Below are 14,360 nucleotides of genomic sequence, written 5' to 3' on the forward strand. Positions count from 1 at the left end.
AATAATGGAACAAGCAACAAATAACTCATTAATTGGTAGAATTGCAGACATTTTTGGATTAAATAAAAAGTTTCATCAGTATAAAGATATAAATGTTGATATGCAGGATAAGGCTTTAATAAGCCCAGTCGAAGGAAAAGTTGTGCATATTGGTAATATTGATAATGATGGAATACTTATCTCAAAATTCAATAAAGAAATAAGGTTAAAAGATTTGATTGGGAATTATTATAGGCAATTTACTGGCGGAAAATATATCAATATTTATTTAAGTCCGCTTAATGATCATTTTTGGGTTACACCAAATAGCGGAAAGTTTATTTATACACAAAAAAACAAAGGAAAGGCTATTTTTCCTGTGTATATAGGCTTAGAAAATTTATTGGGAATAGAAATGTTTAGCAAGGCAATCAAAAAAAATGCATCTATAGGTTCTATTTTTCAAACCGATAAATTTCCAATAGCAATGATTGCTGTTGGCTCGTTGAATGTAAATAGAATTTTTACAGATTACGAAGAACAGAAAGAATATAAAAAAGGAGTTCCTTGTGGCTATTTTAGTATTGGTTCAACTATGTTATTATGCTTCCCTAATTATTTGAATGTTTTGGTAAAAAAAGGAGACAATATTAAAATAGGGCAGCGAATTTTATTGTAATTTATATTAAAGAATCTTATGGAAGTGATATATAAAATATTTCTGCATGCAATCATGATTACCGGCTTTGTTTTTGTCATGATGTTGGTTATTGAATATATTAATGTACAATCAAAAGGTCTGTGGCAAAAAAACCTTACTAAAAATAAATGGCGTCAATATCTAATTGCCGGTATTTTAGGAGCAATTCCTGGTTGCCTTGGAGCATTTACAATGGTTGCCATGTTTTCACACAGGTTGGTTTCTTTTGGAGCAATAGTTACTACAATGATTGCGACAAGTGGAGATGAGGCTTTTGTAATGTTAGCTATGTTTCCTCAGAAGGCCATATTGTTAACCCTGATTATTCTTGTGGTTGGGATATTGGCGGGCTATCTTACAGATAAATTTTATAAACCTAAAAAAACACTCGAAAAAGTTTCATCTCATATACTCCCTTTGCACGATGAACCTGAATGTAAATGTTTTGAAAAAGATAAAATTTGGAGCAATTTATTTCATCCTTCCTTATACCGGCTCACAATAGCAATTATTATTATATCTCTTATAGCAGGTATTGCTACCGGGATGTTAGCTGAAAATTTAGAGATTTGGATGAAAATATCAGTATTACTTGCATTTCTTTTTTCCCTTTTTATTGTATTGACGGTTCCTAATCATTTTATTAGAAAACACATTTGGGATCATATTGTAAAAATACACCTTCTACGGATTTTTCTATGGGTATTTGGAACCCTTTTGTTTATGCATTTTTTAATGAATTATATTGATGTTCAAGCATGGTTATCTACTAATATGTTTGTTGTATTGATTGTTGCTATTTTAATTGGTTTTATTCCCGAATCAGGACCACATCTTATTTTTGTTACACTTTTTGCACAAGGGAGTATTCCGTTTAGCATTTTATTGGCAAGTTCAATATCACAAGATGGACATGGAATGTTGCCAATGCTTGCAGAATCTAAAAGAAGTTTTTTTGCAGTAAAAATTGTGAATATGATTTATGCGTTTATTGTAGGATTGTCAACTTTATTATTAGGATTTTAACTTTAAAATAAATGAAAATGAAATTAGTTTTATTACGGCATGGAGAAAGTCAATGGAATAAAGAAAATCGGTTTACAGAATGGACGGATGTTGATTTAACCAAAAATGGAATTAACGAAGCAAAAAATGCAGGGAAATTATTAAAAAAAGAAGGATTTACCTTCGATGTAGTTTATACTTCAGTATTAAAAAGAGCAATTCACACACTATGGAATGTGTTGGATGAAATGGATTTGGCTTGGATTTCCGTATTTCGCTCATGGCGATTAAATGAAAAAAGTTATGGGGCTTTACAAGGTTTAAACAAAGCAGAAACGTCTCAAAAATATGGTGAAGAGCAAGTTTTAAAATGGCGAAGAAGTTACGATGTAAGACCTCCTGAATTGGATATTAGCGATGATAGGCATCCAGTTAATGAAAATAAATACAACAAAATTGACAAGATATTTTTACCTGCAACTGAATGCTTAAAAGATACTGTAGAACGGTTTTTACCCTATTGGAACAAAACCATTAAACCAACCATTCTTAAGAACCAAAAGGTGTTAATTGTAGCACATGGAAATAGTTTAAGAGCTTTAGTTAAATATTTAGAAAATTTATCTGATGATGAAATATTAAAAGTAAATGTTCCCACTGGTATTCCTTTAGTTTATGAATTAAATGAAAATTTTAAAGTTAAAGCTAAATATTATCTTGGAAATGACGATGAAATTAATAAAGCTATGAACTTGGTTGTAAATCAAGGTAAATCATCTAAATAAAATCATACTATAGTTAACCCATTGTGTATTATGATAAAATCTCGTCAATTTCTTTAGATTAATATACTGATAAAATTAACTAATATAAATTGAGTTTATAAAACATATTTTTTTAGATTTTATAGTTTAGTTTCCTTATTTTTTTTCGTAAATTTCAACATAAATCGTTTCTATGAAAATACTTCATATTAGTGCTGAATGTTATCCAATTGCAAAGGTTGGAGGTCTGGCTGATGTTGTAGGTTCTTTGCCTAAATATCAAAATAAACAAGGAATTACTTCACAGGTAATTATGCCTTTTTATGATAATAAATTTACAAATACGCATAAATTTATAACTGTTTTTAATAGTGAATTTCAATTAGGTGAAATCAACTACCCTTTTACAATTAAAAAATTGAAAAATAATAGTTTAGGTTTTGATTTATTTTTAGTAGATATTCCTGAACTACTGCATAAGAAATATGTGTATTCTAATGATGATACTGAACGCTTTTTAGCATTTCAAATTGCAACTTTAAATTGGATATTAACTTGGAAAGTTAAACCAACAATTATTCATTGTCATGATCATCATACTGGGCTTATTCCTTTTATGATGTCGCAATGTTTTAAATACGATCGTTTAAAAATGATTCCTACTGTTTTAACCATTCACAATGCACAATATCAAGGTTGGTTTAGTCATAATAAGCTAAATTTATTTCCTGCATTTAATTTTAAAAATGTTGGATTATTAGATTGGGATGGCAGTATAAATCCACTTGCAGCAGCTATAAAATGTACTTGGAAAGTTACTACGGTTTCACCAAGTTATATGGAAGAATTAATTCATTCTGCAAATGGATTAGAATCACTTTTAAAACATGAAGTCTCTAAATGCAAAGGTGTTTTAAATGGTATTGATACTGAAGTTTGGAATGCTGAAACAGATACATATCTTATTAAAAACTATAAAATTTCAGCTACTCAATCTGGGAAAAAGAGAAATAAACTGTATTTATGCAATCAGTTTAAATTAAATTCTAGTAAACCATTATTTATTTTTATAGGTAGGTTAGTAGGAGAAAAGGGAGCAGAATTGCTTCCTGAAGTTTTTGAAAAAGCTTTAACAAAAAATGAGTTATCTATTTTAGTATTAGGTTCAGGAAATGTAGAAATAGAAAAACAACTTGGAGATTTAAAAGCAAAATTTAAAGGAAAATATAATTCATATATTGGTTATAATGAAAAACTAGCACATATTATGTATGCGGGTGCTGATTTTTTGCTAATGCCATCAAGGGTTGAACCTTGTGGATTAAATCAGTTATACGCTTTAAGATACGGAACTATTCCGGTGGTTAGAAGTATAGGTGGTTTAAAAGATACAGTAATTGATATTTCTAAAAAAGATGGCGTTGGTATTGTTCATAAAAATGTAGCTGTAAACGAAATTATAGAAGCAATGGATAGAGCAGTTGAACTATATAATAATCCGTTAGGATTTAAAAAAATCAGAAAACGAGGAATGCAAAAAAATTATTCTTGGGAAGTTTCAGCAACTTCATACATAAACATATATAAATCATTAAAAGCTTAAATTATGATAAATGATAAAGTTTTAGCAATTATTTTAGGAGGCGGACAAGGTTCTAGATTATATCCATTAACACATGCACGTTCAAAACCAGCTGTGCCAATAGCTGGTAAGTTTAGATTGGTAGATATTCCTATTTCAAATTGTATAAATTCTGGTATTAAAAGAATGTACGTTTTAACCCAATTTAATTCTGCATCTTTAAACAGGCATATAAAAAACACGTATCATTTTAGTTTTTTTAGTGCTGCATTTGTAGATGTTTTGGCTGCCGAACAAACACCTACCAATCAAACATGGTTTCAAGGAACTGCGGATGCTGTTAGGCAAAGTATGCATCATTTTAATAAGCATAATTATGAGTATATTTTAATTTTATCAGGAGATCAACTTTATCAAATGGATTTTAATGCTATGGTTAAAGCACATATTAACAGTAAAGCTGAAATTACTATTGCTACCATTCCTGTAAATGCTAAAGAAGCACCTTCCTTTGGAATTTTAAAATCTGATGAAAATAACTTTATTTCTTCTTTTATAGAAAAACCAGAAACAAAATTATTACCAGATTGGACTTCAGAAGTTAGTGATGAAATGAAAGCAAAAGGGAAAAATTACCTAGCTTCAATGGGAATTTACATTTTTAATAAAGCATTATTAAATAAGTTAATGAAAAATCCTGATACCATTGATTTTGGTAAAGAAATTATTCCTCAAGCAATAGATAAACATCCTGTATTAAGTTATCAATACGAAGGATATTGGACAGATATTGGGAATATAGAATCGTTTTTTGAAGCTAATTTAGGATTGACTGATACATTTCCTGAATTTGATTTATACAGTAAAGCAAGGCGAATTTATACGCATCCTAGAATGTTACCAACTACAAAAATATCAGGTACCAACCTAGATAAAACAGTTCTAGCAGACGGTTGTATAATTGATGCAGGTAAAATTGAACATTCCGTTATTGGAGTTCGTTCAAAAATAGATAAAGAATCAACTGTAATTAACACCTATATGATGGGGAGCGATTACTATCAGTCCATTGAAGAAATACTTGATGAATCCATAGTATCTATGGGAATTGGGAAAAGATGCTTTATAAAAAATGCTATTTTAGATAAAAATTGTTGTATTGGAAATGATGTTAGAATTAATGGCGGACATCATTTAAAAGATACAGAAACAGATACTTACGTTGTAAAAGAAGGAATTGTAGTTGTTAAAAAAAATGCCGTTATACCAAATGGTTTTGTAATATAATAGATGACAAAAAAAGTACATACATATAGCCTTTTTACTGATTTTGATATTGATTTATTTAAAGCAGGAAAGCATTATAATTTATATAAAAAATTTGGGGCTCATATTTTAACTTTAGATGGAGTAGAAGGAACCTATTTTTCAGTTTGGGCACCAAGTGCAAAATCCGTTTCCGTTATAGGAGATTTTAATTATTGGAATGAAAATGAACACCATTTAAATGTTCGGTGGGATGAAAGTGGTATTTGGGAAGGCTTTATTCCAGAAGTTAAAAAAGGAGCTGTTTATAAATATAAAATTCACAGTTCTAATAATAATATAGTTACTGAAAAAGCTGATCCGTATGCTCGAAGATGCGAACATCCACCAAAAACAGCCTCTATTGTTTGGGATGACAATTATAAATGGAAAGATAAAAAATGGTTGAATGTTAGAAAAAATAAAAATGCATTAAATCAACCATTTTCAGTGTATGAAGTTCATTTAGGTTCATGGAAAAAAAAGGTTGAAGAAAATAGATTTTTGTCTTATACTGAAATGGCTGATGAATTAGTAGAATATGTTAAAGATATGAATTTTACGCATGTAGAATTTATGCCAATTATGGAATTTCCTTATGATCCATCTTGGGGTTATCAAATTACCGGTTATTTTGCACCAACTTCTCGTTTTGGCTATCCTGAAGAATTTAAATATTTAGTTGATAAATTTCATCAAAAAAATATAGGTATTATTTTAGATTGGGTACCTTCTCATTTTCCAGAAGACGCCCACGGACTTGGTTTTTTTGATGGTTCTAACTTATACGAACATCCAGATAAAAAAAAAGGATATCATCCTGATTGGAAAAGTTTAATTTTTAATTATGGACGTAATGAAGTGCGTTCGTTTCTAATTAGTAATGCTATTTTTTGGTTAGAACAATATCATGTTGATGGGTTACGAGTTGATGCCGTGGCTTCTATGTTATATTTAGATTATTCAAGAGATAATGGTGAGTGGGATCCAAATGAATTTGGAGGAAGAGAAAATTTAGATGCTATTAAATTTATGAAAGAATTTAATGAAGCGGTTTATAAAAATTTTCCAGATGTTCAAACCATTGCAGAAGAATCTACTTCATTTCCAATGGTTTCAAAACCAACATTTGTAGGCGGTTTAGGTTTTGGAATGAAATGGATGATGGGTTGGATGCATGATACATTAACATATTTTAAAAAAGATCCAATTTATAGAAAACATCATCAAGGAGATATTACGTTTAGCTTAACCTATGCTTTTACAGAAAATTTTATGTTGCCCTTATCACACGATGAAGTGGTGTATGGTAAAAATTCAATTTTAGGAAGAATGCCTGGTGATGAATGGCAGCGGTTTGCTAATTTACGAGTGTTGTATGGCTATATGTTTACACATCCTGGTACTAAATTAATTTTTATGGGAAGTGAATTTGGACAATACAACGAATGGAATTTTCAAAAAAGTTTAGATTGGAATTTATTAGATTTTGAACCACATCAAAAAACAAAAAAATATTTTAAAGCACTAAATACTTTTTATAAAAAAACGCCTGAATTATTCGAAAAATCATTTGAAACTGATGGTTTTGAATGGATAAATTATGATGATGCTGATAATTCAGTTATTTCTTATATCAGAAAAGATTCAAATAATAATGCTGTAATAGTAGTTTGTAACTTTATCCCTAAAATTTATTATAATTACAGAATAGGCATTCCTTATAAAGGTTTTTTAAAAGAAATTTTTAACAGTGATGCTAAAATTTTTGGAGGTAGTGGAGTTAAAAATAACGGACTTATTCCTGTAGAAAATAGCAGTTGGAACTCCAAAAATAATTCAGCAAATATTACTATACCTCCGTTAGGCATAGTAATATTTCGTATTAATAATTAATTTTCAAATTTTATTAAATCTTTTTAATAGTTTCAATCTTATTAGTTGCTAATTTTTATAAGTTTGTAACTTTTATGTAAAGAATGATATATGATAATTAATACAGAAATAGTAAATAAAGGAAATCAATTTCCTAACCAAATAATAGATTTCAAAAAAGATGTTGATACCTTATATTTTACAACAAGTAATAATGTAGTCTTACAACTTACAATACGGCGTGATAGTATTTTGCGTTTTAGATATACAACCAAAGGAGTTTTTGAAAATGATTTTTCATACGCCATAACAAAACATGCAACCAGCGGTTTTAATAAGCTAGAAATTACAGAAGATGATTTATATTACATAGTAACTACTTCAAAATTAATTTGTAAAATATTTAAAGAAAATTTACACATTTCAATTTTTGATGCAATTGATAATCAACTGATTTGCGAAGATGAATTAGGTTTTCATTGGGAAGAAAGTTATGAATATGGTGGCGATATTGTTAAATTATCGAAAGTTTCACAAGAAGGAGAAAGTTATTTTGGGTTAGGAGACAAGCCAATTCATAATAATTTAAAAGGAAAACGATTTGAAAATTGGGTAACCGATTCTTATTCTTATAGTAAAGATACTGATCCACTATATAAAGATATTCCATTTTATACAGGGCTTCACCATAAAAAATCATACGGAATATTTTTTGATAATACCTTCCGTTCCTTTTTTGATTTTTCTCATGAAAGAAGAAACGTTACTAGTTTTTGGGCTCAAGGAGGTGAAATGAATTATTATTTTATTTATGGTCCAAAAATGACGGATGTTGTAAGTTCCTATACTGATTTAACAGGTCGTCCACATCAATTACCTCCACTTTGGGCTTTAGGATATCATCAATGTAAATGGAGTTATTATCCTGAAAGTAAGGTAAAACAAGTTGCTAAAACATTTAGAGAATTGAAAATACCTTGCGATGCCATATATTTAGATATAGATTATATGGATGGATTTAGATGTTTTACTTGGAATAAAGAGTACTTTCCAAATCCTAAGAAAATGGTAAAAGAGTTGGGTGATGATGGATTTAAAATAGTAGCCATTATTGATCCAGGAATAAAAATTGATGCCAATTATTCTGTTTTTAAAGAAGCTTTAGAAAAAGATTATTTTTGTAAACGTGCTGATGGACCTTATATGAAAGGTAAAGTATGGCCAGGAGAATGTTATTTTCCAGATTTCACAAATCCAAAAGTTAGAGAATGGTGGTCAAATTTATTCAAAGAATTAATTGAAGATATTGGGGTAAAAGGAGTTTGGAATGATATGAATGAGCCAGCTATAATGGAAGTTCCAGGCAAAACTTTTCCAAATGATGTTAGGCATAATTATGATGGTAACCACTGTAGTCATAGAAAAGCTCATAATGTTTATGGAATGCAAATGGCAAGAGCAACTTATCATGGAGTAAAAAAATTCGCATACCCTAAACGACCTTTCGTAATTACCAGAGCTGCTTATTCAGGTACTCAGCGTTATACCTCAAGCTGGACAGGTGATAATGTTGCCAGTTGGGAACATTTGGCTATTGCAAATGCACAAGCACAGCGTATGTGCATGTCAGGTTTTTCGTTTGTAGGATCTGATATTGGAGGTTTTGCCGAACAACCAAATGGTGAATTATATACCCGATGGATTCAACTTGGTGTTTTTCACCCGTTTTGCAGAACACATTCATCAGGAGATCATGGAGAACAAGAACCTTACTCTTTTGATACAAACGTTACTAATATTGTACGTAAATTCATTGAAATAAGATATCAATTATTACCTTATTTATACACGGCTTTTTGGCAATATGCCAAAGAAGGAATCCCTATTTTAAAATCGCTGATGCTATTTGATCAAGATGATGCAAATACGCATTATAGAAATGATGAGTTTATTTATGGCGATAAAATATTGGTTTGTCCAGTAATTGAGCCTAATGCAAAAGGAAGAAGAATGTATTTTCCAATAGGAAATTGGTATAGCTTTTGGAATGCAGAAATTATAAAAGGAGGAGAAGAAAAATGGGTAGATGCAGATATTGATAGTATGCCAGTTTATATAAAGGAAGGTGCTATAATACCAAAATATCCTATTCAACAATATGTTGGTGAAAAAGTTATTGAAGAATTAACTTTAGATGTTTATTATAAAAAAGGTAAAGAAAAATCGAGAATATATGAAGATGCATCTGATGGTTATGATTATAAAAAAGGGAGATTTAGTCTTAGGAATTTCACATTGGTAGGAAAAAAGGATTCATTAACAATTCAACAATTTAAAGAAGGTAAATTTATAACTTCCTATGAAACATTTAAGTTAATATTACATGGAATTCCTTTTGAAATTGCTAGTGTTGAAATAGATAATGAAAAAATTGACATTTCAAAATTAACATCAGAAATAACTACTTTAATTATAACCAAAGAATTTACGGAACTTCATATTATTGGGAAATAGTAATAATTTGATAGAGGTCAGTAGTTAGTTACATAACTAAAAAAATAATTAATTATCTCATAATCATTAAATTACAAAACGCAAAAAAAGTCTGTTCGAGCGGAGCCAAGAACTGTTGTTACACTAATTACCTGAGTTCGATGTAAGAAAATAAATACCGGGTTGAAAATCAACAAGCTACGTCATTGCGATGAATGAAGTAAAGCGAAAAGAGGAAGCAATCTCATTTTTATGAAAAGATTACTTCAAATTATGGCACTACATTTATAATTTTCGCAATGACATTTTGATTTTCAGTTATTTAAAGTAAATTCTTAGGTCGAACTCAGGTTAATTAGGTCTCGACTTTGCTCGACCTGACACTATTATTGGAATTACAATAAAAAAAGGTTTCTCAATTGAGAAACCTTTTTTAATAAAATAAATAAAATTAATTATTTAAGATTTAAACTAAGTCTTGCAAATAAGAATCGACCACCAATTCCAAATTGTTGTGATCTTCTTGACCAATCAAATCGTCCACCACTTCTGTTATTTCCAGTTTGAGGATTCCCATTTGAATCTATATAACTAATAGAGTTTGCAGCTCTGTCCGGATAGATGTCAAATAAATTATTTGCACCAACAGTAACGGTTAAACTTTCAGAAGCTTTATATCCAAAAGATAAATCGGTTACTACTTTTGTTCCAAATTCTTGTTGTAAGCCAACATTATTGGTAGCTTCAGTAACTTTACCAAAGAAAACATTTCTTAAGAAAATATTAAATTTATCAGTAGTTAAACTATTTGATAAATTAATTTTTGCTCTAGGAACTGATTTTTCCAAATAAATTTTACTATCTTCAGGGAAGTATGTTCCTACTAATCCTGCATTTTCTAAAACTTGTGAAGCATGGATATTCCCAACTTTTACTGTTTTTGAGAAAGTAGCTGATAAATCACTCTTTAATTTAGCATTATCACCTAAAGTTGCATCGTTAGTAATAACAATATCAACACCTTTAGATTCTGTATTAATAGCATTTGCAAAAAATGAAGCTTTCGTTGCATTAGCTTGTGCTAATAAATTATCCAATTCAGTACCAGTTCCTGGGCCTTTAAATTGTCCAGTATAAACAACTCTATTATCTATACCAACCCAATAACCGTCAACTGTTAATGTTAAATTTAAGTTAGGTATTTTTGAAGTAAAACCTAAACTAACACTTCTTGAAGTTTCTTGTTTTAACTGTGGAATACCTAATAATTTGGCAGCTCTACTATCATTAGCAAAGGTTCCAACTTCTTGAGGATCCCCATTTTGATCAAAAATTGTAGAAGTAGAGTTGAAATATAATTGGTGTAATGAAGGAGCTCTAAAACCAGTGTTAAAAGCAGCTCTAATATTAGTGTTTTCACTTGCTTTTATTCTTGTCGCTAATTTAACATTTAATGTTGAGCCAAAATCAGAATAATCTTCATAACGTGCAGCTCCACTTAATAAAAAGTTGTCAGTAATATCAGCTTCTACATCAATATAACCAGCTACACTATTTCTACCTCTTGATAATTCATTATTAGGACTAAATCCAGGGAATACTTGTGAACCTCCTGGTCTTTTAGCACCGAAAAAGTCTGTAGGAACAAGAAGGTCTGAATTAGGATTAGGTATTGGATCACCATTTAAATCTAAAACTGGGGTGCCAGATGCATCTCTAACAATATCATCATAAGCATTATTTATATTTCCAGTACCATCATATTGTCCATAAGATGCTTGTTCACCAGCAATAATTTGATAGTTTTCTAAACGATATTCTGCTCCAAAAGCAACGTTTAAACCAGACATTGTATCTTCAAAAAATTGACTAACATCTAAATTAGTAGTATTTTGCATAAATGCGAATCCACCCGCGTCAAAAGTTGTAGGAGAAGAACCTTGCATAGAAGCATTAAATGTATTTCCAATTAGGTATGAAAATGTATTTTTACCCCAAGTGTTGCTAAAATCAACATCCCAATCAGAAACTTTTCCTTTAATTCCTACTGAAATAGATTTATCTTTAATGGTTGAATTAATTTCAGGTAAAAAACCATTATTATAGGCAGGAGTATAGGTTCTATTTTGGTATGGTAATCTATAAAACCCTGCAGAATTACCTGTTCTAGAACTTAATCCAGTAAAAGCATACAATTCTGTTCCTGCTTCATCTAAAGGTAATGAGAAGTTTGCAAAGAAACGACCACCACGTAGAGCGGATTGACCAACTCTCATATTGAAGTCAGTTCTATTTAAACCACGAGCGGCTAATTCAGCAGTAGTGTTGTCAGCAGATAAAATACTTTGTAACTGAGATTTAGTTGCAGAAGGACTTAAATTTAATCCAGCTTGATTACCATAAAGAATAACATCAGAAACATCATTATCTAACAAATTTGCGATATTATATCCTGCATTGTTGGCTACTCTTTCAACAGTATTGTAAAGGTTAAATATATTTCCTTCCCATTCTTTCATCCTATTGTAATCTTGTCTAACATCAAAATCACCTGTAAAGTTTATAAATCCACCTTTTTCACCAAGTTTTAAACCGTAATTAGCACTTACGTTAGTAGTTACACCGTCAACACCACCTGTTTGTGAGTTAGCATTTTTGGAGAAATTTGCACCATTAGTAACATTAACTTCTAATTTGTCTGTACTTCTTTTTAATACAATATTAATAACCCCTGCAATGGCATCAGAACCATATTGTGCAGCAGCACCATCACGTAAAACTTCAATACGTTCAATAGAAGCAGCAGGAATTGCATTTAAATCTGTACCAACACTACCACGACCAAATGTTCCGTTAACATTAATTAATGAAGAAGTGTGTCTTCTTTTACCGTTAATTAACACCAAAACTTGATCTGGACCTAAACCTCTTAAAGAAGCAGGGTCAATATGGTCAGTACCATCAGAAATAGTTTGAGTGTTTGAAGTAAAAGAAGGAGCCACATAGTTAAGTATTTGATTTAAATTTACTTGTGGGCCTGCAGTTACAAGTTCAGACATATCAATTACATCAACAGGAACTGGCGTGTCAACAGCTGTTCTGTTAGGATTTCTAGAACCAACTACTAGAATTTCGTTTAGCGAAACACCTGATGCTAAAGTAACATTAAATGTTTTAGTACCATCCATTTGTAATTTCTTTTCATTATAGCCTACATAAGAGAATATTAAATTTTCATTCATATTGACTTTAATCATGTAATTTCCATCAAAGTCAGTAGTAGTACCACGTGTAGTACCTTCAACAGTTACCGAAACACCTGGTAAAGGTTGGCTGGTTGCATCGGTTACTTTTCCATTTACTTGATAGGATTGTGCTTGAATCACAATGCTAAAAAGCAAGAAAAATCCGAAAATAAAGTGTCTTTTTTGTTTCATGTTTATATAGTTTTTAGTAATTATTTTGGCAATGTATAATAAATAATTTAAAATATTAAGAAAAAATATGTAAAATATGTTACACAATCATACCAATATTGTTAATAATCTAACATAAATTTAGATAAATATTATAGAAAAAGAGTTCAAAAATGAAAGAAATACTATCTTTGTTTGTAAGTAAAATTAAAGAATAACTACTATCACAATTAAAGTATGTTTTTATGAATATTAAATTAAATAAAAAGTTTTTTTCAAATGCTATTTTTGTTATTGCCATTGGGCTATTAATTTATTCACCTACTAGAATTTGGTTATTGCGGCAGATTGCTTTTTCACCATCGGTTGAAAATGTTAAAGACAGAGTAACTATAAATGACTATAATTGGCAGTTAAATGGTTTAAATTCTGAAAATATTAATTTTAAAGAATTAAAGGGAAAAGTTGTGTTTGTTAATTTTTGGGCAACTTGGTGTCCGCCTTGTAGAGCAGAATTACCAATGATTCAAAAACTATATAACGATTATAAAGATAAAGTGGCCTTTGTGTTTGTTACTAATGAAAACTGGGAAAAAATTTCGACTTTTTTTAAGAAGAATAATTATAACTTACCTGTTTATAATTCAGCTTCAAGACCACCAAGTGAGTTTTTAAAAACTAATAGTATTCCTTCAAGTTTTTTAATTGATAAAAAGGGAAGTGTTATTATTGAAAAAGTAGGAGCAGCTGATTGGAATAGCTCAAAAACAAGAAATGTAATTGATGAAATCCTAAAAAACTAAGTGTTTTAGTTTTTTAGGATATTTTTTGAAATAAGAATATGCGGTGTATTAATTTGAGCATAATTTAGATTCCATATCTTCTAGATGCATTCCATTGCAATCGTTTTGTATTTGAAAAGTTTACAAAAACTACCTTTTTTTTGTTTACTTGTTTGTTTAAGTTTAAAGTTGTCATAATAATAGATTTTATAGTTATTTACTAAATGACGTTTATTGATAAGGTTTGTTACATTATTATGCATAACAAGGTATTGTATTAACATATCTTTAACAATTTTTAGCATGTTAAGACCGTTGCAAGGTAAAACTGGTTAAATTGGAGGTATAAAAATCATTTAATCATTTGTTATTTAACTAATTAAGTCTTATTTTTAATGTATGAAATTACAGAAACAACCCACATTAGCAGACACAATTTGCGATTTACGAGCAAGAAAG

General features: G+C 29.8%; 9 protein-coding genes. 8 read left to right on the forward strand and 1 reads right to left on the reverse strand.

Going from position 1 to position 14,360, the window contains the following annotated elements:
• The first annotated feature begins 4 nt into the window (after nucleotides 1-4).
• The 7 genes from L3J60_RS06155 (at nucleotide 5) to L3J60_RS06185 (ending at nucleotide 9,724) form a co-directional block, all read left to right on the forward strand.
• Entirely contained in the window at nucleotides 5-658 is a 654-nt protein-coding gene (locus tag L3J60_RS06155) for a phosphatidylserine decarboxylase (protein WP_291974619.1), read from the forward strand.
• Between the two features lie 54 nt (nucleotides 659-712).
• On the forward strand, nucleotides 713-1,705 hold the full coding sequence (locus tag L3J60_RS06160) for a putative manganese transporter (RefSeq protein WP_291974620.1): 993 nt from the start codon (nucleotides 713-715) through the stop codon (nucleotides 1,703-1,705).
• Between the two features lie 17 nt (nucleotides 1,706-1,722).
• The gene (gene gpmA / locus L3J60_RS06165) at nucleotides 1,723-2,469 is read left to right on the forward strand and encodes a 2,3-diphosphoglycerate-dependent phosphoglycerate mutase (RefSeq protein WP_291974621.1); all 747 of its coding nucleotides are present in this window, start codon (nucleotides 1,723-1,725) and stop codon (nucleotides 2,467-2,469) included.
• A gap of 172 nt (nucleotides 2,470-2,641) precedes the next feature.
• A complete protein-coding gene (locus L3J60_RS06170; protein WP_291974622.1) occupies nucleotides 2,642-4,051 on the forward strand; it encodes a glycogen/starch synthase in 1,410 nt (469 codons plus the stop codon).
• 3 nt (nucleotides 4,052-4,054) lie between these two features.
• Nucleotides 4,055-5,317 carry a glucose-1-phosphate adenylyltransferase gene (locus tag L3J60_RS06175; RefSeq protein ID WP_291974623.1) on the forward strand — a complete coding sequence of 421 codons (1,263 nt, stop codon included), beginning with the start codon at nucleotides 4,055-4,057 and terminating at the stop codon, nucleotides 5,315-5,317.
• 3 nt (nucleotides 5,318-5,320) lie between these two features.
• Nucleotides 5,321-7,231 (forward strand): 1,4-alpha-glucan branching protein GlgB, encoded by a 1,911-nt coding sequence (glgB, locus tag L3J60_RS06180; RefSeq protein ID WP_291974624.1) that lies wholly within the window; start codon nucleotides 5,321-5,323, stop codon nucleotides 7,229-7,231.
• 90 nt (nucleotides 7,232-7,321) lie between these two features.
• On the forward strand, nucleotides 7,322-9,724 hold the full coding sequence (locus L3J60_RS06185) for a glycoside hydrolase family 31 protein (protein WP_291974625.1): 2,403 nt from the start codon (nucleotides 7,322-7,324) through the stop codon (nucleotides 9,722-9,724).
• A 434-nt stretch (nucleotides 9,725-10,158) separates the two neighbouring features.
• Here the strand turns inward: L3J60_RS06185 and L3J60_RS06190 are convergent, their stop codons facing one another.
• Nucleotides 10,159-13,140, reverse strand: coding sequence for a TonB-dependent receptor (locus tag L3J60_RS06190; RefSeq protein WP_291974626.1), 2,982 nt, complete (start codon nucleotides 13,138-13,140; stop codon nucleotides 10,159-10,161).
• Between the two features lie 224 nt (nucleotides 13,141-13,364).
• On the opposite strand from L3J60_RS06190, the gene L3J60_RS06195 reads away from it, so the two are divergent.
• On the forward strand, nucleotides 13,365-13,922 hold the full coding sequence (locus tag L3J60_RS06195; RefSeq protein ID WP_291974627.1) for a TlpA disulfide reductase family protein: 558 nt from the start codon (nucleotides 13,365-13,367) through the stop codon (nucleotides 13,920-13,922).
• The last annotated feature ends 438 nt before the right edge of the window (nucleotides 13,923-14,360 follow it).

The organism is Lutibacter sp. (assembly GCF_021647475.1).
In the GTDB taxonomy this organism is placed as follows: Bacteria; Bacteroidota; Bacteroidia; order Flavobacteriales; family Flavobacteriaceae; genus Lutibacter.